This is a genomic window from Bradyrhizobium sp. AUGA SZCCT0431 (genome assembly GCF_018131065.1).
Lineage (GTDB): Bacteria > Pseudomonadota > Alphaproteobacteria > Rhizobiales > Xanthobacteraceae > Bradyrhizobium.
Genome location: NZ_JAFCLR010000001.1, coordinates 337,081 through 360,612 on the forward strand (window position 1 = coordinate 337,081; position 23,532 = coordinate 360,612).

Here is a 23,532-nt window from a genome sequence, read left to right on the forward strand (position 1 = left end):
GCCAAGTCGTTGAGAAGACTCCAGAAGATGTGTGCATGGCCTAGGGCGAAGGCCGGGACCCATACGCCGCGGCCTGTCGGCGGGAACGCTGACGTTGGACGCCTTCTAAAACAATTAGTGTCACGGGGTATGGGTCACGGCCTTCGCCGGGACGACGGTTAGAGGTGCGCCAGATAATGCGCCAGCGCTTCGATCTCTTCTTCGCTGAGGGAATAGGCGACACTCGCCATCGCCGCCATGCCGCCGCCGGACCGCACCCCTGACTTGTAGTCGTGCAGCGCCTTCGCGAGATAATCCTGACGCTGCCCGGCGACGCGGGCGACCGCCTTGGTGCCGGCGTAATTGTCGAGGTGACACGATGCGCAACGCCCGCCCGCAGCCGCCTGCGCGCCCTTCTTCGACAGATCCGGATTGTCGTCGGGCTGCTTTGCCTGCGGCGGCGGGAGCTGCGCGAAATAGGCGCCGAGATTGCGGATGTCCTCGTTGTTGAGCTGCTCGACGATCGGCTGCATCTGCTCGTTCTTGCGGGCACCAGCGCGGTAGAACACCAACTGCCACTGGATGAACATGTCCGGCTGCGCCGCCAGCGAGGGAATGTTTTCCATCTGCGAGATGCCGTTCTCGCCGTGACAGCCGACGCACAATTCGGCCTTCGCCTTGCCGGCGGCGATATCGGCGGCATGGGTGGGGCCGCAGATCATCATTGCTGCTAGCAGGCTTCCAGTAAACGCAAGTCGCATCATAGCTCTCCCGTCGTCATGGCCGGGCTCGACCCGGCCATCCATCTCTCTTCAAGAAATTTTGCGTTGATGGATGCCCGGATCAAGTCCGGGCATGACGAGCATGTTCCATTCCAAAACGCGAAGCTGCGGCCACTCGTTCCCGAGCAACCGCAGCCCCTGATCGTCTCGTCTCCTGTTTGACGCGTTTTCTTCACGCGAACCGGTATCCACTTCGCTCGAAAACGCTATGCGCCTTACTTCTTGGCGTAGCTGATGCGATAGATCGCACCGGCCCAGTCGTCGGCGATCAGCAAGGAGCCGTCCTTGGCCAGGATGATATCGGCGGGACGGCCGAGATAGCCCTGGTCGCCTTCGAGCCAGCCGGATGCAAAGATTTCCTGCTTGGCGTTCTTGCCGTCGGGACCGACGATGACGCGCTTGATCCGCGCGCCCTGGTACTTTTTCCGGTTCCAGGAGCCGTGTTCGGCGATGAAGATGTTGTTCTTGTACTCGGCGGGGAATTGATCGCCGGTGTAGAACTTCATGCCGAGCGGCGCCACATGCGCGCCGAGATTGAGCACGGGCGGGGTGAACTCCGAGCACTTGTGTCCCATCGCGAATTTCGGATCCGGCATATTGCCCTGGTGGCAATAGGGATAGCCGAAATGCTCGCCGATCTTCGAGATCATGTTGAGCTTGTCGCTCGGCATGTCGTCGCTGATCCAGTCACGGGCGTTTTCCGTGAACCAGAGCCGCCCGGTGCGCGGATCGACGTCGCCGCCGACGCTGTTGCGGACGCCGAGCGCCCAGATTTCCGCATTGCCGGTCTTGGGATCGACGCGGCGGATCTGCGAGACGCTGGTCGGCGGAATGCCGATGTTGAAGGGAGGTCCGAACGGCAGATAGAACCAGCCCTCCTTGTCGACCGCGATGTATTTCCAGCCATGCGCGGCGTAGGACGGCATGTCGTCATACACCACCTTGCCGGCGCCGAGATTGTCGATATTGGCTTCGGCGTTGTCGTAGCGGATCAGCTTGTCGACCGCGATGACGTAGAGCGCGCCGTCGCGGAACGCGAGGCCGGTGGGCATGTTGAGGCCCTTGAGGATGGTCTTGACCTCCTTCTTGCCGCCATTGTCCTTGATCGCATAGACGTTGCCGAGGCCGAACGAACCGACGAACAGCGTGCCCTTGTCGCCCCACGCCATCTGCCGCGCCGCAAGCACGCCCGAGGCGTAGACCTCGATCTTGAAGCCCGCCGGCAATTTGATCTTCGGGATCAGCTTGGCGAGTTCGGCGTCGGTCGCGCCAGTCGGCGGGCCGGACGGCGGCGCCTGCCCCTTCTGCGCCTCGGTCTCGTCGCCGAGAAACCAGTCGGGCGGCGGGTTGGTCCAGAATTCCTTGGTGCCGGATTCGTATTTCTTGAGCGGCTTCTGTTGCGCGTTGGCCTGGCTGGCCCCCGCGACAACGAGGATCGCCGTGAGCGCAAGAATAGATTGATGGAAAGCCGATTTCATCGCGTCACTCCCTATGCAGCCTTGGGGGCTGCGCCTGTTATTATTTTGAACGTTCGAGAGGCGAACTTGGTCTGGTGAGGTGGACTAGACCGTAAAATGGTAGCACATCCATTGCAGGAGAGAAGCGTAGGCTGCGCTGCCCTGTCAGACGGAAATAGATTGCGAAGAAATTTTTTCGGATTTTTTTCAAAGGACGCGCTGCACCGCAATATTCGTTTGAAGCCAGCGCCGCGGCCGGATCGAACGGTACGCGTCCCGATCGGCGGGCTTCCACAAAACAGGCAGATCGTGCGCGCGTTCGTGCTCGGTGGGACAGGCCTGACCGGCTCTGCCGTGGGTGCGGCAACCCGTTGGTTGGGGCATCAATTGTTCGGTCTGGGGCGATCTGGCGTGTCCGCGAAAAAGCTTGGTCAATTTGGCGCGATGCGATTGCCCGCGACGTCGGATCGCCGGAATCGTGGTCCACCTCGCGCGCGACCGTCCCGTTACCTTCTTCGCGTTACCGACAGCACGGCGGTGCCGTGGTTGTTGCGGTAGAGCAGATCGTAAAGACCGGGAATGCCGATCACGGCGTCGTTGACGAAGACGAACAATTCTTCCTTGCCGTTGGGCGCAATCGTCGGCGTGATATTGAACTGGATGATGTCGTCATAGGGGTCGGGCTCGTAGGAGTCCTCCTCGCCGCCGACATTGCCAAAGCGCAGCACGATGCGGAACCAGTCCTTGGATAATTCCCGCCGCATCGGCAGCAATAGCGAGAGATAGACACGCTCGTACCATTGCGGCCGCTCTTTGCTGGAAAAGCCCCCGACCGGCGTGCCGATGCGGGCAAGGCCATTGAACCATTGCTTGTCTTCGCCGTTTTTGCCGCCGGGTTGAATGGTCACATAATAGCGGCCGCGATGCTGCAGCAGGATGCCCGTCGCCTTGCACAAATCCGACGCCTTGAATTCGACGCGCGCGGTCTGGTTGACGGCCAGCACCGCAGGTTTCGGATCGGTATCGCGATGCACACAGGTATATCCAGCCATGTCCCAGCCGTCGTAAGCAAGATGACTGACAAGCGCAAATCCGAGATAGACGAACACCGCCGCGAAGAAGCCTGGTGCGATCCTTTGTTTCAAAGTGTCCTGGATGCGGATGTAAAGCGGGCTGCTGCGCAGATCATAAATCCAGTTGTCAGGCAGGCCCGATGGGGCTTCCGCCGACTTTCGCCAGATCGAGGCCATCAGGTTCGACGTGCGGGCTGCGATCTTCGAGGACAGAACCAGCAGGCCTGTGACCAGGACAGCGATGAAGGCGAACCAGCCCGGCGCGCGCGCGTAACCGTCGATCCAGGTCGTCGCAAAGTCCGGCAGAAATCCGCCGACAAAGCGCACGAGGTGGGACACCCAGCGGATCGGACTGGTATATTCATCGTAGCGTTGCGCGCTGCTGATGAGCGGGAAGACGAGCAGCCAAAGCGTCGCGCCGACGGTGGCGAAATAGGTGATGCGGCGTAGCCAGACCCAGTTCCAGACATGCTCCTGCGCCAGCGCGCGTTGCGCCGCGGCGGCGCTCGTCTCAAAGGGTTGTGTGGCGGGCGCGATGCTGAACTTGTCGGGCGCGACGATCTCGCCGTCCTCCTTGACGACGTCGTAATATGGCGGCAGGCCGACCGGCGCGTAGCCATGCGCGTTGTTCTCGATGCGCCTGAAGACGCTTTCGTGAATCTTGGCGCTGATGACGTCGACCTCGTCCTCTTCCAGCTTCTTCGGATAGAAGGCCGGCACCAGCTTGCGCGGTCCATAGCGGTAATATCCGCCAATCCCCTTGCGCGGATCGTACAGCCGTCCGTCCTTGTCTCGCTTCGAGATCGCGTTCTTGAATGTATCGGGATCGGCAATCATGTGGTCGGGGCTCGGCGGCTGGCCCGCATAATCCGACTTGAATTTGAGCCCGCAGCGTTGCGCCTCGGTGATCATCCAGACGAAGGGGATGTGGGCCAGCGCATCGTCGGGATAGCCCCCGCCGACATTGGTATGCACGCCGGCGAACCAGACCTGGCTGATACGTTCGTCCTTGATGAAGCGCTTTGCTGTGGGATCCGCCACCGCCGCGCCGCCATTGGTGCCGGCGGTTTCGTCCCAGAGCTGCGGGTGGAAGGTGGTGCGTTCCTCGTCGAGCGCCAGCGCCTGGCAAGCGCGCGCGACGCTCGCGGACAGATGCTTGCCCGGCAGCTCGAGCCGCCAGAGATATTTATGAATGCCGCGGGTCATTTCGTCGACCGGCATGCCGTAGGCGGCAACCGTGTCCCAAACGCCGATGAACCTGACCTTGACGTTCCTGCGAACCTCCCTGGGCGGGTAGTGCGGACCGAACTTGTTGCGGAACCACTGGTAGGGCGCTTCCAGCCTCAGATCATGATAGCGGTCCCGGCGATAGGCGCGGTAGGCCGCACTCGCGAGACTATGCAGTTCGGCTTCGTTATCGGCTTTGACCAGCCCCTGGCTGTCGATCAGCCCCATCAGGATCCGGATGGTGAAGGCACCGCGGCTGAAGCCGAAGCCGAACAGTTCGTCGTCCTTGTCGCGATAATTCCGGCAGGCAAACTTGTAGAGCGCGATGACGTTGCGGCGCAGGCCGAGACCGAATGCGCCGCCGAGGATCGCCATCGGCTTGAACGAGGAGGTGCCGACGCCGTCGTCATAGAACGCGACCTGGTCGTTGCCGGAAAGATCCAGCGCCTCGAACGTGCGCCAAACATTGGTGCGCCAGACTTTGGCCGCGGAATTACCGGTGCCGTCGGACAGCAGAATGATTTTTCGGCTCATGGGACATGCCTCGCCCGCGGCATGAAAGGAACATGCAACCTAGGGTACTAAAGATTGCCACGTTCTCTTCGAATAGAGAAGCATACCGCGGGCAGGGCGCCGCCCGTCAATACGGCGGCTCGTCATAGACGGGCTTGCCGTCGATCAGCAGGCGCTTGATCGCCGCCTGGCCGGAAGGCGTCACGGCCGCAACCACCTCCAGCCGTGCCTTTTCGGTCGTCTCGATCTTCTTGCCCTCGCCCTGCGGCACGAAATAGCTCTCGAGCCCATATTTCACGAGGGCGGCGCGGATTCCGGGCTTGCAGACCCTGAGCCCCTGCTCGTTGGGCGGGCAGACCGATCCCGCGTCCACCGTGCCCAGAATGACGATATCGGCGCCGGACACTGCCGGCCGCTCGGATGCGATCGCGACCGCCCTCGCCTTGCCGGTCTCGTCGGGCCGCAGGGTGACGAATACTTTTTGTCCCCGTGTGAAGGCGTTCGTTGACTCCTTCGGCAGGTCGATCGACGAGATTCGGTAATCGAGAACGACATAATCGCCGCGAAACAGGTCGCGCGGGTCGACGGGCACGATCTCGAGCCGGACTTCCCGGCCGTTTCGCAATATTTCCGCGCGTTGATAGACCATCGCGAGGATCAGTCCGCAGAGCAGCAGCGCGGCGAGGATGTAGCGCGGAAGCAACGGCACGCGCCCGATCAGGCTGTCGACGGTACTCATCAGGCCGCACTCCCTGAGGGTTGCTCGTTGGCACGTCTTGACCAGCTTGCGAGTTTGCGCGCCCCCAAGGCGAGGCCCAGCAGCACCACGCCGGCGGCAAGAAAGAACAGGGACTGGTCGAGCAATGTGCCGACCGTGCGCCAGAGCAGGATCAATATCGAAACGCCGAACACCGCGTAGCCGACCACGACAAATGTCCGCAAGCCGACCAGCAGGCCGCCTGCGATCAAGGCCACCGCACTGACGAGCACGGCGATGGGGATCAGCACGCGGCTCGGAATTGCGGGGCCGCCCGCCAGCATCAGCGGAATCGTCAAGCCAATGGCGCAGGCCGCGATGATCACAAGCCGCCCCTTGTCCCTGTGCCGTGCCAGTACCGCGAGGGCCGCAAGTGCGAGCGCCGCCGTGACATAGGCAAGGCCGAGATGCGCATCGATGGCGTGCGCGAAGCGGACTGATTTTTCCAGAACGAGTTCGATTTCAAAGCAGAGAAACACGCCAAAGGCCCAGCCGCCCCATGGCAGGAGCGCCCGGAACTCGGCGGGCCAGTCCCGGTCCAGCGCCAGCAGCCCGATCGCGATGTAGACTACCGAGAACGCAATGCCGCCATGGATCAGGCGATCCGCTGGCGCCCACATCAGTGTGGCCAGCCAGACGCCCAGCGCCAGAGCTGCAGCATGCGCCACCAGGCGATTTTCGCGGCCCAGCGCCAACGCAAATGCCGGAACGAACAGCAGGAAAAACGGCCAATGGATTTCGCGCCATTGCGCGTCGTCGAATCTGCCGAACGACCAGGCCGTCATCGCCGCAAAACCAATCACCAGCGGACCGCTCTTGCCCGTCAACGCGGCCGCGATCACAGCACCGATCGCCACCAGCATAGCGCCCGCCGGCCAATCGCCCGGCAGATGATACATCTGGCCGACCAGCGCCACGCCCGCGCCAAAGCACAGCGTGGCGAATGTCACGGCGGCATCGGCGCCCCATGGAATCCCGCGCCGGCCGAGTAGAAGGGCGATCGGAAAACAGGCCGCAATCAGCGAGAGGATGCCGACCAGCCTGACCAGGCGTGGAATCTCCTGCCAGTTCGCGGCAACAAAGGCGCTGACGCTGGCGGCCAGCATCAAGGCGCCAAGCATCGCGAAGATGGCGGGCAGGCGCGACACCGCCTCTTCGCCAAATCGCGCCTTGCGGATGGAATGGGCCGCGTCGCCCGAAATCACGCCCTCTGCGACCCACCTGACCAGGTCCGCCTCAAGGCGCTGCCGATATCCCCGTTCAAACAATTGTAAGCCTCGCTCGTGTCACGACCCTTGCGGCGTGGCACAAGACGACGCTGCAATCTTTGGTATCGGAAGATGGCATGCAGGTTCGGTGGAAAGAAGCAGGCCGCGGCGGCAGGTCGCCCACCGTCACAAACGACAAAGCCGCCTGACGGCGGCTTGTCGTTCAATCATTGCTCTGGCATGCGAGAAATCTTGGAGCGGGCGAAGGGGCTCGAACCCTCGACCCCGACCTTGGCAAGGTCGTGCTCTACCACTGAGCTACACCCGCATCCGAGATGTCGGCGATCGCTCGCCGGCAACGGCAGACCTATGCCAAATGCAGGCCATGAATGCAACAGTCAGCACACGGCCGAAACCACCCCGATAGGCAGGTTTTCTTAACAAATTGGCGCGAATCGGTCCGAAACAACGCCCAAACCGCATTAATCGGTCCCCCGGCTCCGTCAGTGGCAACCCTTGGGCAGTCCTTGTGTCAAATTGCCCTCGTATCGCGCTGCGATTCGGACTTCCTCCCGGACGCGCCGATCCGCCGGTCGGTCAATTCGTCGCGCCGGACTTGGGGTCGGAGACCGCCCACTCCTGGCCCCCTCCTCTGGCCCCTTGGGAACCGGCGGACGCGGCCGGGCCGATTGAATTTTGTGACCCAGCCGCCATCTAGCGGATGAGAACTTGGCGCCCTTCCGTGCTAGAAGGGCCCCCATTCTCAAGACAGCATTCCGAGACCAATTCTCAAGACATCAGGCGAGGATACACCGTGACGATAATTGAGCAGGGCGGCGGCCCGGCGCCGCAGGCCGTACCCGATCTGATCAAGGACACCACCACCCAGACCTTCGTGAAGGACGTCATCGAGGAATCGAAGCGCCAGCCGGTGCTGATCGACTTCTGGGCGGAGTGGTGCGGTCCGTGCCGTCAGTTGACGCCGATCATCGAGAAGGCCGTCCGCGCCGCCAAGGGCAAGGTCAAGCTGGTCAAGATGAACATCGACCAGCATCCGCAGATCCCCGGCCAGATGGGAATCCAGTCGATCCCGGCCGTGATCGCCTTCGTCAACGGCCAGCCCGCCGATGGCTTCATGGGCGCGGTGCCGGAGAGCCAGGTCACCGCCTTCATCGACAAGCTCACCAAGGGCATGGCCGCACCGGGCGAACCGAACATTGCCGAAATTCTGCAGGAGGCCGAAGCCGTGCTGGCGGAAGGCGATGCGGCTGCCGCGGCGCAGATCTATGCCGAGGTGCTGTCGATCGATTCCACCAATATCGCCGCGTTGGCGGGTCTCGCGAAATGCTACGTGACGACAGGTGCCATCGAGCAGGCCAAGCAGACCATCGCGATGGTGCCGGAATCCAAACGCAATGACGCCGCCGTCAAGGCCGTGCAGGTCTCGATCGATCTCGCCGAACAGGCGCAATCGGTCGGCCCGGTCACCGAGCTGGAACAGAAAGTCGCCGCAAACCCGCTCGATCATCAGGCCCGGTTCGATCTGGCGACCGCGCTCAACGCCCAAGGCAACCGTGCCGAAGCGACCAACCAGCTGCTCGAAATCGTCAAGCGGGACCGCAAGTGGAACGAGGATGGCGCGCGCAAGCAGCTGGTGCAGTTCTTCGAAGCGTGGGGCGGCGCCGATGAAGCGACCGTGGATGGACGCAGGCGCCTGTCGACGATTCTGTTCTCGTGAGTTGCGTATTCCGCAACCGTGGACACCGGTTTTGCGATAAGAATACGCACAAGACATAGACATCTCATGCAGTAGAGCCGGGGCCGCAGATGCCGATCAATGCCGAATACCGCGGACCCGGCGAGCTTCCCGAAATCATTCCGGTGTTTCCGCTGCCGGGTGCACTGCTGCTGCCGCGCGGCCAGATGCCGCTCAACATCTTCGAGCCGCGCTATCTGGCGATGGTCGACGACGCGCTGCGCGACGGCCACCGCCTGATCGGGATGATCCAGCCGGATATTTCCCACAGCAAGGACGAAGCGCGGCCGATGCTGTTCAAGGTCGGCTGCGTCGGCCGCATCACCCAGCTCGCCGAATCCGGCGACGGCCGTTACATCCTCGAACTCACCGGCGTCTCGCGCTTTCGGGTGGTCGAAGAGCTGACGGTGTTGACCGCGTACCGGCAATGCAAGGTGAATTTCTTCCCCTTTGTTGACGACTTCACTGCGCGCAAGGGCGAAGAGGCCGTCGACCGCGAGGCGCTGCTCGAGGTGCTGACCGATTTTCTCAACGCCAACAATTTGAAAGTGGATTGGGAAGGCATCGAGAGCGCGCCCAACGAGGCGCTGGTCAATGCGCTGGCGATGATGTCGCCCTATGGCCCCGCCGAAAAGCAGGCGATGCTGGAAGCGCCCGATTTGAAGACGCGCGCGGAAATCCTGATCGCGGTGACCGAGATGGACCTCGCCAAGAAGCGCACCAGCGGCGGCGATACGGGGCTGCAGTAAACCGCGCCGGCTACGCCGCGTTCGCGGCTGCCTTGACCCGCGAGCGCACCATTTTCGCTACTTCGGCGCTCGTTACCGGCGGACTGAAATAATAGCCTTGCGATTCGACGCAGGCCTCTCCGCGGAGGATGTCCCATTGTTCCTGGGTTTCCACGCCTTCGGCCGTGGTGGTCTTGCCGAGGCTTACGGCGAATCGAACCACCGCACGCGCGATGACGCGGGACTCTTCCAGTGGGCTGGTCAGCTCGCTGACGAAGCTGCGGTCAATTTTGATCTTGTCGAATGAGAACTTTTGCAAAAAGCTCAGCGATGAGTAACCCGTGCCGAAATCATCCAGGGCAACTCGCACGCCCAGTTCGTGCAGCTGACCGAGCGCAGCGAACACGGCTTCGCTGTCGTGCATGATGGCCGTTTCGGTCACCTCGAGCTCAAGTCTTGGTGGCGCAATTCCCGAACTCGCCAGGGCGCTGATAATGACCCGAACCAGGTCTTTGCTTCTGAATTGAGCCGGAGACAGATTTATCGCGATCTTGAGATGGGCCGGCCATTTTGCCGCCTCCGCGCACGCCGTCCGCAGTACCCACTCTCCGATCGGCACGATCAAGCCGGTTTCTTCCGCAAGCGGGATAAAGTCGCCGGGCATGACCCAGCCGCGCTCGGGATGATGCCAACGCAGCAACGCCTCAAAGCCGCTGATCTTGCCGTTCTTGAAATTGACGATCGGCTGGTAGCGCAGTTCGAACTCATCATTGGCAAGCGCGCTGCGCATATCCCGTTCGAGGTTGCGGCGGGCATGCATGAGTTCGTCGAGTTCCGGCTCGAAGAAACGGAAGGAACCACGCCCGCCATTCTTGGCGGAGTACAAAGCGAGGTCCGCTTTCTTGAGAATTTCATCGGAATCGGTTCCGTCGCGTGGCGCGACGGCAATGCCGATGCTCGTTCCGACGGTGACCCGGTGATCGCCAAGATCGAAAGGTTCGCAAAGCTCGGCCTTGATTCGTTCGGCGAGCGCCACGGCTTCCACCAGCGGATTTTCTACGCACTCAATGACGGCGAACTCGTCGCCGCCCAGCCGCGCGACCATCGCCGTTTCCCTGACGCACCCCAGCAGCCGCGCAGCAACGGCTTGCAGCAGCGCGTCTCCCGTGGGGTGCCCCAGCGTGTCGTTGACCTCCTTGAAGCGGTCAAGGTCAAGCATGAGCACCGCGAGATCGGCGCCACCCCTGCGCGTGATGGAAAGGGCGAGCTCCAATCGCTTCCTCAAGAGGACGCGATTTGGCAGGTCGGTCAGCGCGTCATGATGGGCCATATGCGTGATCTTGGCCTCGGACCTGCGCTGCTCGGTGACGTCCTGGTGCGTCGCCACCCAGCCGCCGCCGGGCATTGGTTGCCTCGTAACGCAGATCAATCGTCCATCGGCGAGCTCGTCGACGCGGCTTGCCGGGACGTTGGTTGGCAGCGCGTTCAGGGCCGACATCACCTTTGCGGCGCCGTCATTGGTGCCAGCCTTGAGGATGCCGTTGCTGATGCGATGCTCGATGATTTCTCGGTGTGATGTTCCCGCCCGCAACAGTTCCGGCGGCAGCTGATACATTTTGGCGTAACGATCGTTGCAGACGACAAGCCGCTTCTCCGCATCGAACATGCAGAGACCCTCGCCCATGTTATTGATCGCCGAATCCAGCCTGAGCTTCTGCTCCTGCAATTCCCTTTGGGAGCCTTCGACCTGTTGCCGCGCGAGCGAGAGCTGATCGATGATTTCCTCGAATTTGCGCGTCCGGTTGGCGAGGCGGCGATCCGCCAGCACGCCGACCAGGCTCATCCCGAGCACCGACAGAGCCACGCCCGCAATCGCCACGGCGAGAAAGGCGGGAGAAAGTGACATCTCGTCAGGTGCCCGCGTCGGATCGGGGACAATTTCTACCGCGCCCATTGCCGTGAAATGATGCGAGACAATTGCGAGCGTCAGGAAAAGCGCAGCGACAAATGTTCCCCACAAATCCTTGTAGCGGACCGCGAACGCGAGCGCCGCATAACCGAACATCATGCCGACAATGATGGAGGCGAACACGAGATCGAGCGACCAGGTGACCCGGCCCGGGACTTCGAGCGCCCACATGCCGAGATAGTGCATGCTGGCAATGCCCGCGCCGATGATTCCGCCGCCGATGGGCGCACGCCACCGGCCGGGCGCATTGGCGGAGAAGCCGAACCCGCCGGAAGTCAGTATCATTGCCGCGGCGAGCGACAGTGCCGTCAAGGCCACGCCGTACCCGGTCGTGACACCGGGCTCGTAGGCGAGCATCGCGATAAAGTGCGTCGCCCAGATCCCGTAGCCGATCGCGGCGCCCGCAATTGCAATCCAGATCAGCCGCGTCCTCGCATGGGACGAGATCGCGCGATGAAAGATATGGATGGCGACGACGCTTGCGATGAAGCAGACGAGGCCGGCGAGGAGAACCAGTCGCCAGTCGTGTTCGACGGTAAGGCAGCTAAGAACGCGGAACATGTCATTCGGCCATGGTTGTACCTCACCATGGTTACCCGCGCTGACTATTCGACTCCTTAATTTTCTTGCAGCTTCCGAAGGCGTAGTTATCCGCGCGTAAAGAGCGAATGTATAATGGTTGAATACATCAGGGATTCTACGGAAAATCTCGATCTATCTGCCCGTTAATGGGCATTTGATTGATTGAATCGCCCGATCCGGAACCGCTCGCGGAACTGCTTATCGCGCAGCGAAATGGAACTCGCGACGATGCGACCGTAGTGGTACGGAGCTTGCCCCCGTAGTGATACGGAGCTGCGGCAGCGGGCCTTGGATGCGTTCGCTGCGCTGATTAACATTTGCACGGACCGCGCTCGGCGCTGACGAGCAATTCGCGTGGTATAGGTCAGCTCGCGTATCACATCTTCGCGCGCAAGATGACGTCTCAGTTGGGTACCGGACATATCCGGCACCACAATCTCCACCTCGCCTCGATATTGCCGAGGCGCGTGCCCGGCTCGACGTATCGCATATCAGCACCAAGGCGAGTTGGAAGCACCGCCCAGCGCAATGCAGTGAACGGCGGCGATCACGGGGACGGGCAGCTCGCGCCAGAGCCAGACAATGTGTTGCACAAAATTGGCGACAGTTCTTTCGACGTCGAACCGGGCACAGAATGCGCTGCCCTCGCCGGACAGCACGACGGCGCGCAGGCTTCTGTCTTGCTTGAGGCGCGCGCCGGCTTCGGCAATCGCCGTGAACATGTCAGCATCAAGCTGCATTCATTTTGTCGGCGCGGTTCAGCCTGACATCGGCAACACCATTTTCGATGGTGACCTTGACCCGATCCTCCATGGCCCTTCTCCTTGCTCCCACCCAGAACATGGGCATCTCCGTTTCCACGGCGGCGCAGGAAGGTGCCTAGTATCCCGCGACCGCCAGTGCGACGACGGCGGTGAGCGCCTTCCATCCAAAACCACGTCCGCGCGACCACCACGCATTCGCCGCGGCGGCAAAGGCGTAGATCGCGATCACGGTAATGACGATCCAGTGCCGGGCGCTCTCGGAGTCGAAGGAAGGAGCTGCAATCAGCAGCACGGCGCCGCCGATCCACGCCACGGTGCCGGCCTGCCACACCAGCCGGATCAGGGTCCGCAAGCTCTCGGGCTGGATGGTCGCTTTGGCGAACACCTTGGTTTCCCCGAGCACGCCGTGAATCAGGGACACCGCTATTCCGGCGACGCCGGCGCATTGCAGAATGATATCGCGCATCGGATACAGCCTCCATACAGTTGTGTATGGTTATGACGTGCCGCTTTGCGGCTGTCAATACAGTAGTGTATGGTGGATGTCGCAGGACGGGAACATGGGCGATCAACTCTCGGGGCAGGATTGGGTCGACCAGGGTCTGAAGACGCTGGCGAAAAGCGGCTTCACGGCGCTGAAGGCGGAACCGCTGGCCAAGGCGATGGGAGTGTCGCGCGGCAGTTTTTATTGGCATTTCGCGGATATTTCCGCGTTCCATGCCGCGATCCTCGAGCAATGGCGCGAAATCGCCGCCGAACAGATCATCGCCGGGGTCGAGGCCGCATCAAACGACGAGAATCCGCTCGAGGTGCTGCTGCGCCGGGTGTTCGGCGCAAGGCTGGCGCTGGAAAACGCGGTCCGCACCTGGGCCAGCGTCGACTCCGCGGCGCGGGCGGCGGTGCAGGCGATCGACCGCCGCAGGCTCGGCTATGTCGAGAGCCTGTTGACGCAGTCCGGATTATCCGCGGAGGTGGCCCGCGCCCGCGCGCAAATCCTCTATTGGGCGTTTCTCGGTTTTGCCCTGTCGGACCAGCCACTGCCGAAAGCGCAGCAACAGGCCATGCTCGACGAAATGCTGCGGATAGCCACCTCGCGATGACAAATTTGGTGTGCTAAGGGACCGGCCAAGCTGGAGATCACAAATGAATTCGACCGAACGCCTCGACAGCACCGTCGATCCGAAATTGCTTGAAATCCTGGTGTGCCCGATCACCAAGGGCCCGCTGGAGTTCGACGCCTCCCGGCAGGAACTGATCTCGCGCTCCGCCAAGCTCGCCTACCCGATCCGCGACGGCATCCCAATCATGCTGCCGGAAGAGGCCAGGAAGATCGATTAGTCTATGTCGTCCCGGACAAGCGAAGCGCGATCTCAGATGCGCAATTGCGCATCGGGGGACCCATACGCCGTGACTTCTCGTTCAGGCAGGCAAGCCGACACCTTCTTACTTACTTATTATTATTGACTGCGGTGGCTATGGGTCCCGGCCTTCGCCGGGACGACGAGAGCTACAGGGCCTCGCCCTTCAGCAGCCGCGGCACTTCACCTGATAATCCCGCGGCCTGGCGGATGAACAGGCTTTTCAGCGGCGGCGCGCGATCGACCAGGCCCAATCCGATGTCGCGCACGGTGCGCAGCAGCGTCGATTCGTTCGAGAACAGGAAGTTCAGCGAGTTGGTCGCAACTCCCATCGCCATGGTGTCGAACCGGCGCCAGCGCTGGTACCGTTCGAGCACGTCGGCCTGGCCGAGATCCATGCCGAGCCGCGCCGCATCGACCACGACTTCGGCCAAGGCAGCGACATCCTTCAGCCCCATATTGAGACCCTGCCCTGCGATGGGATGGATCACATGCGCGGCGTCGCCGATCAGCGCCAGCCGTTCGGCGATGAAGGAGCGCGCGACGAAATAGCCGAGCGGAAACGCGCGCGGCTTGTCGAGCGCCTTGACCTCGCCGAGATGCAGGCCGAAGCGCTGTTCGAGTTCGCCGTGAAATTCGTCTTCGCCGAGCGCGGTGATGCGCGCGGCTTCGGTGCGGTTCTCGGTCCACACCAGCGACGAGCGCTTTCCGGTCAGCGGCAGAATCGCGAACGGGCCTGCGGGCAGAAAATGTTCTTCCGCGCGGCCACCATGATCGCGCTCATGGCCGACGGTGACGACGATGCCGGATTGATCATAGTCCCAGCCATGGGTGGCGATCCCGGCGCGTTCGCGCAGCTTTGAGCGCGCGCCGTCGGCGGCGACCAAAAGACTCGCTTCGATGATCGTGCCGTCCGCGAGCGTCACGTCGACGCCGTCAGTGCGTGAATCGAACGAGGCAATTGCGGTCGCGCGCAGCTCGATGCCCTCGGCCTCGGTGCGCGCCACCAGCGCATCGATCAAATAGCGGTTCTCGACCATATGCGCGAAGGGCTCGCCGGGCTCGACATTGCCGGCGAAGGTGAGGAACACCGGACGGGTGGCGTCATCAAGCTTGGAATCGGTGACGACCATGTCGAGAATCGGCTGCGCGGTGGGCGCGATCTGGCCCCAGACGCCGAGCGCCTCGAACAGCCGCCGGCAGGCGGCGACGATCGCGGTGGCGCGCGGATCGCGGCTCGGCCTTGAGGCCAGCGCCGGATCGGCCACGATGACCGGAATATCGCGGCCCAGGCCCTGACGGAGCGCCAGCGCCAGCGCCAGCCCCGCAAAGGCGCCGCCGCAGATGACAATACTTCGCTGTGCCGGCATGCAATCCTTAAACCCGGTTACGCCCTCAGACGACCCTTGCTACCTGATATTAGCTGGGTGAAACAGAGGTGAGAAACAAGGGCTTTATCCGTCATTCCGGGGCGATGCGCAGCATCGAACCCGGAATCTCGAGATTCCGGGTTCACGCGAAGACGCGTGCCCCGGAATGACCCAAGCAACCGAAAGTGCGCCATGTCCGCAAGCGTGACCGACCTGATTTCGATCCTCGACATCGAACCGATCGAGGTGAATTTGTTTCGCGGCAACAGCCCGAAAACCGCGTGGCAGCGGGTGTTCGGCGGCCAGGTGATCGGACAGGCGATGGTGGCGGCGTGCCGCACCGTCGAAGGCCGGCTGCCGCATTCGCTGCACTGCTATTTCATCCTGCCGGGCGACCCGCAGGTCCCGATCATCTACCAGGTCGAACGCTTACGCGACGGCAAGAGCTATTCGACCCGCCGCGTCACCGCCATTCAACATGGCAACGCAATCTTCTCGATCATGGTCTCATTCCATGCCGAGGAGGAAGGCGCCTTCAACCACCAGGACAAGATGCCGGACGTGCCGCCGCCGGAAAAACTCTCCGCCGAAGAAGTGGCGAAACAGCCGGTGTTCAAGGAGATGCCGGAGTTCATCCAGCGCTATTACGAGATGGACCGGCCGATCGAGTTGCGTCCGGTCGAACTCGGCCGCTATTTCGGCGAACAGATCGACGACGGCCGCATCAATGTCTGGATCCGTACCGCGGCAAAACTCCCCGACGATCCGGCGCTGCATATGTGCGCGCTGGCCTATGCGTCGGATTTCTCGCTGCTCGATGCTGTGATGGCGCGCTACGGCCGCACGCTGTTCGACAGCAACGTGATGCCGGCGAGCCTCGATCACGCGATGTGGTTTCACCGGCCGTTCCGCGCCGACGAATGGCTGCTTTATTCGCAGGATTCACCGAGCGCACAGGGCGGCCGCGGGTTGGCCCGCGGCCTGATCTTCAAGCCCGACGGCACGCTGGTGGCGTCGGTGGCCCAGGAAGGCTCGATCCGCCAGCGCCGGGCATAGCTTACCCGTTCGGCTGCGCGCCTCGCTCGGCCAACACCGTCTGCGACGCCAGCCACTGCCACATCCATCGATACACCCATGGAATCGGGATGATGAAGAACGAAGCCAGTCCGGCCACGATCGCACGCCACAGGAACTCCAGGCCGCTGCCGATGAACAGGACTTCGCGCTGCGTGCCCTGAATATTGCGGCAGAACCACCGCATCATCGCGGTATACACCCAGGCCCAGCCGATGATCGTGAAGATCGCGAGCACCCCGAGGATCGAATATCCCAGAAAGGCCCAGACCGAGCCGGTGAAGCTGAGCCCGAGCGGCTGTCCGTCAGACGCGAGGTTCGCGATGAACCATTTGGCGAACAGCCAATAGAGCACGATCTGGAGAAGGTTTATCAGATTGCTGAGAATGTCACTGCCGAGGAAGGCGACGGCAATAACGATCGCGATAAATCCAAAATACCAGGGAACGATGGTCATCGCATTGCCGGTGAAACTGAGATTCGGCCGGCCCGGCACCTTAATGCAAGGCACGATCCAGTTCAGGTACCAGACCAGCACCCACGGCGTCGGGATGATCAGCACCCCGCCGATGATCATCACGAGGCTGCGCCAGACAAACTCCAGGATGCCGAAATCGATCGACAGCGGCCCACCGGCGTAACCGCCTCCGCCCGCATAACCGCCGCCAGCGCTGCTGCTCATCGGCGGCGGGCCGCCCGGTTGGGTCACGGACGGCGGGGCCCCACCCGATGGCATCAGGCCGGGAATTTCGCCCGCGCGCTGCCAGCCGGACATTCCCTCGGACCAGACCAGCGTATCGGCCCTGACCGTCCCCCTTGTGATGAGATCGCGCAGCTGGGCTTCCGGAAAGGGCCCCTGTTGCTGGCCGTTCGCTGCATAAAACCACGATCGGTTCGACATTTTTAATCCCTTTGGTCGTGGAAACGGGGGAAGCCGGCGGGGCGGCTGGCGAAAAACCCATTCTGTCGGAGGATCATATTCCCTGTACAGTGACCGAGGTCACCAGCTGCAAATGTTTTCCCCTTAAACCTGCAAGTTTTTTGTGCCATTTGCATAGAAAGATGCCAGATTTGGATTTTGGCAGCGAGCCGCCGGGCGGCCAGCCTGCCGAACACGCCGAAAGAACGTCAAAAAGGTCGTCAAAGACAACGTCTGGAAAGGCCGTCCAAGGAACTTCCAAGAGAACTAACTTCCAAGAGTGCATCCCAAGAGAAATGAAGGCCTGACCATGAAACTCGTCGTCGCGATCATCAAACCATTCAAGCTTGACGAGGTGCGCCAGGCGCTGACGGCCATCGGCGTGCACGGCATGACCGTCACCGAGGTCAAGGGGTACGGCCGCCAGAAGGGCCATACCGAAATCTATCGCGGCGCCGAATATGTCGTGAACTTCCTGCCCAAGCTGCGCATCGAAATCGCGGTCGCCTCCGACGTCGCGGACAAGGCGGTCGAGGTCATCACCGCGCATGCGCGCACCGGCCAGATCGGCGACGGCAAGATCTTCGTGACGCCGATCGATCACGCACTTCGCATTCGCACCGGGGAAACCGACAGCGACGCGCTCTAAAGTTTTCATTTCAGTTCAACGCGCGCGGGCAACGACGCCTGACGCGCGAACAAAAAACGACAACAGAACGACAACAGGCCGGGGAAATTCCATGGGGGCACTCTCGATTCGTGCAGCGAAGATCGCTGCGCTCAGCATTCTTGCGATGAACGTCTGGCCGGCGACGCCGGCCTTTGCGCAGACATCGACCATCAACGCCGCCGACACCGCGTGGATGATCGTCGCCACCGCGCTGGTCCTGATGATGACGATACCGGGCCTGGCGCTGTTCTATTCCGGCATGGTGCGCAAGAAGAACGTGCTGGCGACGATGGCGCAGAGTTTAGCTGCGGTCGCGATCATCTCCATTCTCTGGGTCTGTTTCGGCTATTCGCTGGCGTTCGTCGGCGACGGTCCCTGGATCGGCACGCTGGACCGCTGGTTCCTCATCGGCATCACCATGGACAGCGTCAACCCGGCGGCGAAGACCATTCCGGAAGCGCTTTTCATGCTGTACCAGATGACGTTTGCGATCATCACGGTCGCGCTGGTGGCGGGCGCGGTCGCCGACCGGATGCGGTTCTCGGCCTATCTGCTGTTCTCGATCGGCTGGTTCATGTTCGTCTATGTGCCGCTGGCGCATTGGGTGTGGGGCGGCGGCTTCCTCGCCACCATGGGCGTGCTGGATTTCGCCGGCGGTCTCGTCGTGCATCTGTCAGCCGGCATCGGCGGTCTGGTTGCCGCCAAGGTGATGGGACAGCGTCACGGCTATGGCAGCGACAATCTTTCCCCGTTCGACCTGTCGCTCGCCGTCATCGGCACCGGATTGCTGTGGGTCGGCTGGTTCGGATTCAATGGCGGCTCGGCGCTGGCGGCGAATTCGCGCGCCGTCATGGCCATCACCGCAACGCATCTGGCTGCCTGCGCCGGCGCGCTGACCTGGGGCGCGATCGAATGGGCAACGCGTCGCAAACCCTCCGTGCTCGGCATGATCTCCGGCGCGATTGCAGGCCTCGGCACAATTACGCCGGCCTCCGGTTACGTCGCACCGTGGCACGGAATCATCATCGGTCTGGTGGCGGGTCTGGTTTGCTTCTGGGCCTGCACCTGGCTCAAGCACCGTTTCAAGTATGACGATTCGCTCGACGTGTTCGGCGTCCACGGCATCGGCGGCATGACCGGCACCCTGCTCGCCGGCGTGTTTGCCACCGCCGCCATCGGCGGCACCGGCGGCCTGATCGAAGGCCACCCGCAGCAGGTGCTGATCCAGCTCTTCGGCATCGGCGTCACCCTGGTGTGGTCGGGCGGCGTCACCTTCGTGCTGCTCAAACTGGTGAGCGTGTTCGTGCCGCTGCGGGTGTCACTGCAGCAGGAGCTCGAAGGCCTAGATATTTCGCAGCACGGCGAGGCGCTTCAGTAGAACTACCCATCTAGATACCGCCTTCCTGCCCTCGCACTGGGCAGGATTATGTCCGGAGTCTGGCGTGCCCGCGCCTTGACCAGACATGCCTATTTTTTAAGCGCGACGGAATAGCGCAGTTTGGTTCCCCTCTCCGAAACCCCGAAAAGCCCCGGATTCATAAACCGTTAGGGAAATCCGCCGTTCTGGCACGGCATTTGATTCTAAGGGTCTTGGCTGTGCCCGCGAAGTGAACTTCTCCGCGTGGTGAACCTCAGTCGAGAACGCCCGGTCTGTCTGAACCGGGCCAAGCGGGGATAGGACCCATGAAAATTGTTATGGCGATCATCAAGCCATTCAAACTCGAAGAAGTCCGGGACGCCCTGACCGCCATTGGCGTTCACGGTCTCACGGTGACGGAAGTCAAAGGCTATGGTCGGCAGAAAGGCCACACGGAAATCTATCGCGGCGCTGAGTACGCGGTGAGCTTCCTGCCCAAGATCAAGATCGAGGTCGCTGTGGCCTCGGACCAGGTCGACAAGACCATCGACGCCATCACCTCGGCAGCAAAAACCGGACAAATCGGCGACGGCAAGATCTTCGTCATCAACCTCGACCATGCGGTTCGCATCCGCACCGGTGAGGCGGATGCCGCGGCACTCTGATCTCGCGCTCAACCCAGACACTCAGGAGTACAACAAATGACGTTCAAACGTCCCTATAGCGCGGGATTGACGGCCCTCGCCGTCGGCATGTTCGCCGCAACCTCCGCTTACGCGGAAGCCACTGTCAACAAGGGCGACAACGCCTGGATGCTCACGTCGACGGTGCTGGTGCTGTTGATGACGATCCCCGGCCTTGCATTGTTCTATGGTGGTCTGGTCCGCTCCAAGAACATGCTCTCGGTCCTGATGCAGGTTTTCTACACCGTCTGCATCGTCACCCTGATCTGGGCGGTCTACGGCTACAGCCTCGCTTTCACCGGCGGATCGGACTTCATCGGCGGCTTCTCCAAGGCGTTCCTGAAGATCGCGCCGGAAGGCAAGACGATTCTCGACGCTCAGGCGGCGACCTTCTCCGCCGACGTCAACATCACCGAGCTGATCTATATCTGCTTCCAGATGACCTTCGCGTGCATCACCCCCGCACTCATCGTCGGCGCCTTCGCCGAACGCATGAAGTTCTCGGCTGTCGCGCTGTTCGTGCCGCTCTGGGTAACCCTGATCTATCTGCCGATCGCGCATATGGTTTGGTACTGGGCCGGACCGGACGCGATCTCTGCCGCGCTCAAGACCTTCGAAGCCGCGACGGACAAGGCAGCTGCGCAGGCCGCCTTCGATGCGGCGAAGACCGCGTTCGGAGACGACCAGGGCTGGATCTTCAAGAAGGGCGCGATCGACTTCGCGGGCGGCACCGTGGTGCACATCAACGCCGGCATCGCCGGTCTCGTTGGTGCGCTCCTGATCGGCAAGCGCGTCGGTTACGGCAAGGACCTGATGGCTCCGCACTCGCTGACCATGACCATGATCGGCGCTTCGCTGCTCTGGGTCGGCTGGTTCGGCTTCAACGCCGGATCGAACCTCGAAGCCTCCGGCGGCGCCGCGCTCGCCATGACCAACTCCTTCGTTGCAACCGCAGCGGCGGCGATGGCCTGGATGTTCGCGGAATGGATCGTCAAGGGTCATCCCTCGGTGCTCGGCGCGTTGTCGGGTGCGGTGGCGGGCCTGGTGGCGGTGACGCCTGCGGCCGGCTATTCCGGTCCGATGGGCGCGATCGTGCTCGGCCTCGTGGTCGGAATCGTCTGCCTGTTCTTCTGCACCGTGGTGAAGAATGCGCTCGGCTATGACGACTCGCTCGACGTGTTCGGCGTCCACTGCGTCGGCGGCATCGTCGGCGCGCTCGGCACCGGCATCCTGGTGAACCCGGCGCTCGGCGGTACCGGCGTCATGGACTACACCATCGGCAAGATCGCGGAATACGACTTCTCGGCCCAGATGGTCTCGCAGTTCTGGGGCGTCTGCACCACGCTGGTGTGGTCGGGCATCGGGTCTGCCATCCTCTTCAAGGTCGTCGATGTCATCGTCGGCCTGCGCGTCAACGTCGAGACCGAACGTGAAGGCCTCGATGTCACCGAGCACACCGAGCGCGCCTACAATATGTGAGTTCTCCCGGGCTGCGATCCCAAGGGGTCGCACCCACAACTCCGGTTCGGGCACATACCCGGCAATGCCCTGACCGTTGAGGGGCTCCAGCGCAAGTTGGAGCCCCTTTCTTTTTGTTCGGAGACGGCTGAACAAGGCGGGCTGCTATTTCGCCCGCGCAATTTGCCACCCAACGCGCATTACCCAAACTTCGCGCTGAGTTTCGGAAAAAGGTCGTAGACCTCGTCCTCTTGCCACTCGGTTCCGGATGGCTGAGCCGGCGCATTCCGCTGCGGTGGATTGCCGGCAACCGCTTCGACGCCGTCAGTGACGGCGTATTGATAGCCTTCGTAGAACCAGTCCAATTCATCAAAACCGTCATCCGCCAGTGAGTCCGGATCCGACAGCGCGCGCTTGAATGCCTGACGTCCCCTGGAAATCAACGCAGCGCGAAAATCGGAGAAGGTGTCGTCGCTGCAACCGCCATTGATGATGTAGGCGGCGCCCCACAGCGGCCAGCAATAGGCCTTGTCCATCATCCCATCGAAGTGCTGCGCAAATTCAAGCGCCTCGTCCTTCGGCAGCGCTGCGATTTGCTGGCGCAGCGCATCGCATTTTTGATCCATGTCGCCGCCGGAATTATCGTGCGCGCTCTGCACGATCTTCCAAAAACCGTCCTCGTCCATCAGATGCTCCTGCCATCGGGCACGCCTTCCGGCGTCGCGCACAAACTAGTCCGGGAACGGCAGAAATCACGATGGAACAGAAACCAGAGCTAAAAAAGCATTGCCAAATCCGGCACGCGGCGCAGAATTGACCGCAACGATAACCGGGAGGACGTCATGAAACTCGAAGGCGGATGCTATTGCGGCGCTGTGCGCTATCAGGCCGAGGGCGACCCGATGATGAAGGCGCAGTGCCATTGCCGCGAATGCCAGTATATCACCGGCGGCTCGACCAACATGTTCCTGGTGATGCCGATCGCCGGTTTCAAATACACCAAAGAGAATCCCAAGCAGTTCAAGCGCACCGATCTGGAACGCGCGGTGACGCGGGAGTTCTGCGCCGAATGCGGCACCCATGTCGTGACGCGGCCACCGGGACTGCCGGGTGTCGTGGTGAAAGTCGGCACGCTCGACGACCCCTCGCTGTTCGACGGCCCGCAGATCGCGATCTACACCGTCGACAAGCAGCCCTACCACCACGTCCCCGAGGGCATGCCGAGCTTCGAGCGGCTGCCGCAGCGGTAGGTGGTGCTGCGGGCAAGAGTTTCGTGGCCCGCGAAAATCGTCATTGCGAGCGAAGCGAAGCAATCCATAGCGCGGCATAGCGGCTCTGGATTGCTTCGTCGCTTTCGCTCCTCGCAATGACGGGAACTGCGACAAAACAACCCGACGGGCAAATCAGTTCTGATTTTCGGAAGTCGTGTCAAGCCCTGAAATAAAAAATATTTCGCTTTTCCAGAAGGCAAATCAGGGGCATATGTTTGGCCATCCCGTCCCACTCAGAGGGCGTCGGCCGTCGTCACGGACGTTGGGCGGGTTGCGGTGGACGCTGATGTCGCGACGACGAACGTGGCGGATAGCGTACGGCGAAGTCGTGTGGTCCTGGCGCCCCGTTGCTGGCGTCACGTTCGTGAGGAGCCAAACGCTTCTTGCGGGCAATGGTGGCAAGAAAGCCCGTTCACCAGGGAGAGCACGATATAAGCCGTAAAGCCATTGCGCAGGGAAGGCCGGGTGTTCTCCGCTGGACCTGTATGCTCGTGTGCATTTTGTTTTGTGCAAACCGCACACGGGACCGCGGGTGCAGCGCGCACCCGGTCTTCCCTGCGCCCTCTCATTGGAGGGC

Annotated in this window: 21 protein-coding genes and 1 tRNA gene; 10 read left to right on the forward strand and 12 right to left on the reverse strand. The window is 62.0% G+C overall.

Annotated features, from left to right (window positions below):
* Positions 1–158: 158 nt before the first annotated feature.
* The 6 genes from JQ567_RS01525 to JQ567_RS01550 all read right to left on the reverse strand — a co-directional run bounded on the left by JQ567_RS01525 (position 159) and on the right by JQ567_RS01550 (position 7,324).
* The gene (locus tag JQ567_RS01525) at positions 159–740 is read right to left on the reverse strand and encodes a cytochrome c (RefSeq protein WP_212437161.1); all 582 of its coding nucleotides are present in this window, start codon (positions 738–740) and stop codon (positions 159–161) included.
* Between the two features lie 236 nt (positions 741–976).
* A complete protein-coding gene (locus JQ567_RS01530; protein ID WP_212437162.1) occupies positions 977–2,239 on the reverse strand; it encodes a sorbosone dehydrogenase family protein in 1,263 nt (420 codons plus the stop codon).
* Between the two features lie 485 nt (positions 2,240–2,724).
* Positions 2,725–5,052 (reverse strand): DUF2235 domain-containing protein, encoded by a 2,328-nt coding sequence (locus JQ567_RS01535; protein ID WP_212437163.1) that lies wholly within the window; start codon positions 5,050–5,052, stop codon positions 2,725–2,727.
* 106 nt (positions 5,053–5,158) lie between these two features.
* Entirely contained in the window at positions 5,159–5,770 is a 612-nt protein-coding gene (locus tag JQ567_RS01540; protein ID WP_212437164.1) for a GDYXXLXY domain-containing protein, read from the reverse strand.
* Positions 5,770–7,056 (reverse strand): DUF2157 domain-containing protein, encoded by a 1,287-nt coding sequence (locus JQ567_RS01545; protein WP_212437165.1) that lies wholly within the window; start codon positions 7,054–7,056, stop codon positions 5,770–5,772. The genes JQ567_RS01540 and JQ567_RS01545 overlap by 1 nt, the downstream gene beginning before the upstream one ends.
* Positions 7,057–7,249: 193 nt before the next feature.
* Positions 7,250–7,324 (reverse strand) — tRNA-Gly (locus JQ567_RS01550).
* 486 nt (positions 7,325–7,810) lie between these two features.
* Between JQ567_RS01550 and trxA the strand changes: the two genes are divergently transcribed.
* Together trxA and JQ567_RS01560 are read left to right on the forward strand one after the other, a co-directional pair.
* Entirely contained in the window at positions 7,811–8,734 is a 924-nt protein-coding gene (trxA, locus tag JQ567_RS01555; RefSeq protein ID WP_192739452.1) for a thioredoxin, read from the forward strand.
* A gap of 89 nt (positions 8,735–8,823) precedes the next feature.
* The gene (locus JQ567_RS01560; protein WP_212437166.1) at positions 8,824–9,501 is read left to right on the forward strand and encodes an LON peptidase substrate-binding domain-containing protein; all 678 of its coding nucleotides are present in this window, start codon (positions 8,824–8,826) and stop codon (positions 9,499–9,501) included.
* Positions 9,502–9,511: 10 nt separating this feature from the next.
* Here JQ567_RS01560 and JQ567_RS01565 read toward each other — a convergent pair whose 3' ends face one another.
* The 3 genes from JQ567_RS01565 to JQ567_RS01575 form a co-directional block, all read right to left on the reverse strand.
* A complete protein-coding gene (locus JQ567_RS01565) occupies positions 9,512–12,010 on the reverse strand; it encodes an EAL domain-containing protein (protein ID WP_212437167.1) in 2,499 nt (832 codons plus the stop codon).
* A gap of 512 nt (positions 12,011–12,522) precedes the next feature.
* Positions 12,523–12,753 carry a hypothetical protein gene (locus JQ567_RS37980; protein ID WP_249165147.1) on the reverse strand — a complete coding sequence of 77 codons (231 nt, stop codon included), beginning with the start codon at positions 12,751–12,753 and terminating at the stop codon, positions 12,523–12,525.
* A gap of 157 nt (positions 12,754–12,910) precedes the next feature.
* Positions 12,911–13,261: a hypothetical protein gene (locus JQ567_RS01575; RefSeq protein ID WP_212437168.1), complete on the reverse strand. Its 351-nt coding sequence runs from the start codon at positions 13,259–13,261 to the stop codon at positions 12,911–12,913.
* A gap of 94 nt (positions 13,262–13,355) precedes the next feature.
* Here JQ567_RS01575 and JQ567_RS01580 point away from each other — a divergent pair, with 94 nt between their 5' ends.
* Positions 13,356–13,895: a TetR/AcrR family transcriptional regulator gene (locus JQ567_RS01580; protein ID WP_212437169.1), complete on the forward strand. Its 540-nt coding sequence runs from the start codon at positions 13,356–13,358 to the stop codon at positions 13,893–13,895.
* 43 nt (positions 13,896–13,938) lie between these two features.
* Entirely contained in the window at positions 13,939–14,133 is a 195-nt protein-coding gene (locus tag JQ567_RS01585) for a Trm112 family protein (RefSeq protein WP_192740625.1), read from the forward strand.
* Positions 14,134–14,302: 169 nt separating this feature from the next.
* On the opposite strand, the gene JQ567_RS01590 is transcribed toward JQ567_RS01585, so the two are convergent.
* Positions 14,303–15,523 (reverse strand): ubiquinone biosynthesis hydroxylase, encoded by a 1,221-nt coding sequence (locus JQ567_RS01590; protein WP_212437170.1) that lies wholly within the window; start codon positions 15,521–15,523, stop codon positions 14,303–14,305.
* A 192-nt stretch (positions 15,524–15,715) separates the two neighbouring features.
* On the opposite strand from JQ567_RS01590, the gene tesB reads away from it, so the two are divergent.
* A complete protein-coding gene (tesB, locus tag JQ567_RS01595; RefSeq protein WP_212437171.1) occupies positions 15,716–16,579 on the forward strand; it encodes an acyl-CoA thioesterase II in 864 nt (287 codons plus the stop codon).
* A 1-nt stretch (position 16,580) separates the two neighbouring features.
* Here the strand turns inward: tesB and JQ567_RS01600 are convergent, their stop codons facing one another.
* On the reverse strand, positions 16,581–17,498 hold the full coding sequence (locus JQ567_RS01600) for a DUF4339 domain-containing protein (RefSeq protein WP_212437172.1): 918 nt from the start codon (positions 17,496–17,498) through the stop codon (positions 16,581–16,583).
* A gap of 328 nt (positions 17,499–17,826) precedes the next feature.
* Between JQ567_RS01600 and JQ567_RS01605 the strand changes: the two genes are divergently transcribed.
* The 4 genes from JQ567_RS01605 to JQ567_RS01620 all read left to right on the forward strand — a co-directional run bounded on the left by JQ567_RS01605 (position 17,827) and on the right by JQ567_RS01620 (position 21,705).
* Positions 17,827–18,165, forward strand: a complete 339-nt coding sequence (locus JQ567_RS01605; RefSeq protein ID WP_192740630.1) for a P-II family nitrogen regulator — start codon at positions 17,827–17,829, stop codon at positions 18,163–18,165.
* A 145-nt stretch (positions 18,166–18,310) separates the two neighbouring features.
* A complete protein-coding gene (locus tag JQ567_RS01610) occupies positions 18,311–19,564 on the forward strand; it encodes an ammonium transporter (RefSeq protein WP_249165171.1) in 1,254 nt (417 codons plus the stop codon).
* 305 nt (positions 19,565–19,869) lie between these two features.
* Positions 19,870–20,208, forward strand: coding sequence for a P-II family nitrogen regulator (locus tag JQ567_RS01615; RefSeq protein WP_008142813.1), 339 nt, complete (start codon positions 19,870–19,872; stop codon positions 20,206–20,208).
* 36 nt (positions 20,209–20,244) lie between these two features.
* Positions 20,245–21,705, forward strand: coding sequence for an ammonium transporter (locus JQ567_RS01620; protein WP_212437174.1), 1,461 nt, complete (start codon positions 20,245–20,247; stop codon positions 21,703–21,705).
* A gap of 179 nt (positions 21,706–21,884) precedes the next feature.
* Here JQ567_RS01620 and JQ567_RS01625 read toward each other — a convergent pair whose 3' ends face one another.
* Complete coding sequence (locus tag JQ567_RS01625) at positions 21,885–22,370, reverse strand: DUF4240 domain-containing protein (RefSeq protein ID WP_212437175.1); 486 nt, start codon at positions 22,368–22,370, stop codon at positions 21,885–21,887.
* A gap of 156 nt (positions 22,371–22,526) precedes the next feature.
* Between JQ567_RS01625 and JQ567_RS01630 the strand changes: the two genes are divergently transcribed.
* The gene (locus JQ567_RS01630) at positions 22,527–22,934 is read left to right on the forward strand and encodes a GFA family protein (protein ID WP_212437176.1); all 408 of its coding nucleotides are present in this window, start codon (positions 22,527–22,529) and stop codon (positions 22,932–22,934) included.
* Positions 22,935–23,532: the final 598 nt, after the last annotated feature.

Coding starts and splice junctions, on each gene's coding strand:
- JQ567_RS01525 (WP_212437161.1), bottom strand. CDS start 740: ATGCGACTTGCGTTTACTGGAAGCCTGCTAGCAGCAATGATGATCTGC.
- JQ567_RS01530 (WP_212437162.1), bottom strand. CDS start 2,239: ATGAAATCGGCTTTCCATCAATCTATTCTTGCGCTCACGGCGATCCTC.
- JQ567_RS01535 (WP_212437163.1), bottom strand. CDS start 5,052: ATGAGCCGAAAAATCATTCTGCTGTCCGACGGCACCGGTAATTCCGCG.
- JQ567_RS01540 (WP_212437164.1), bottom strand. CDS start 5,770: ATGAGTACCGTCGACAGCCTGATCGGGCGCGTGCCGTTGCTTCCGCGC.
- JQ567_RS01560 (WP_212437166.1), top strand. CDS start 8,824: ATGCCGATCAATGCCGAATACCGCGGACCCGGCGAGCTTCCCGAAATC.
- JQ567_RS01565 (WP_212437167.1), bottom strand. CDS start 12,010: ATGTTCCGCGTTCTTAGCTGCCTTACCGTCGAACACGACTGGCGACTG.
- JQ567_RS37980 (WP_249165147.1), bottom strand. CDS start 12,753: ATGTTCACGGCGATTGCCGAAGCCGGCGCGCGCCTCAAGCAAGACAGA.
- JQ567_RS01575 (WP_212437168.1), bottom strand. CDS start 13,261: ATGCGCGATATCATTCTGCAATGCGCCGGCGTCGCCGGAATAGCGGTG.
- JQ567_RS01580 (WP_212437169.1), top strand. CDS start 13,356: ATGGGCGATCAACTCTCGGGGCAGGATTGGGTCGACCAGGGTCTGAAG.
- JQ567_RS01585 (WP_192740625.1), top strand. CDS start 13,939: ATGAATTCGACCGAACGCCTCGACAGCACCGTCGATCCGAAATTGCTT.
- JQ567_RS01590 (WP_212437170.1), bottom strand. CDS start 15,523: ATGCCGGCACAGCGAAGTATTGTCATCTGCGGCGGCGCCTTTGCGGGG.
- tesB (WP_212437171.1), top strand. CDS start 15,716: ATGTCCGCAAGCGTGACCGACCTGATTTCGATCCTCGACATCGAACCG.
- JQ567_RS01600 (WP_212437172.1), bottom strand. CDS start 17,498: ATGTCGAACCGATCGTGGTTTTATGCAGCGAACGGCCAGCAACAGGGG.
- JQ567_RS01605 (WP_192740630.1), top strand. CDS start 17,827: ATGAAACTCGTCGTCGCGATCATCAAACCATTCAAGCTTGACGAGGTG.
- JQ567_RS01610 (WP_249165171.1), top strand. CDS start 18,311: ATGAACGTCTGGCCGGCGACGCCGGCCTTTGCGCAGACATCGACCATC.
- JQ567_RS01615 (WP_008142813.1), top strand. CDS start 19,870: ATGAAAATTGTTATGGCGATCATCAAGCCATTCAAACTCGAAGAAGTC.
- JQ567_RS01620 (WP_212437174.1), top strand. CDS start 20,245: ATGACGTTCAAACGTCCCTATAGCGCGGGATTGACGGCCCTCGCCGTC.
- JQ567_RS01625 (WP_212437175.1), bottom strand. CDS start 22,370: ATGGACGAGGACGGTTTTTGGAAGATCGTGCAGAGCGCGCACGATAAT.
- JQ567_RS01630 (WP_212437176.1), top strand. CDS start 22,527: ATGAAACTCGAAGGCGGATGCTATTGCGGCGCTGTGCGCTATCAGGCC.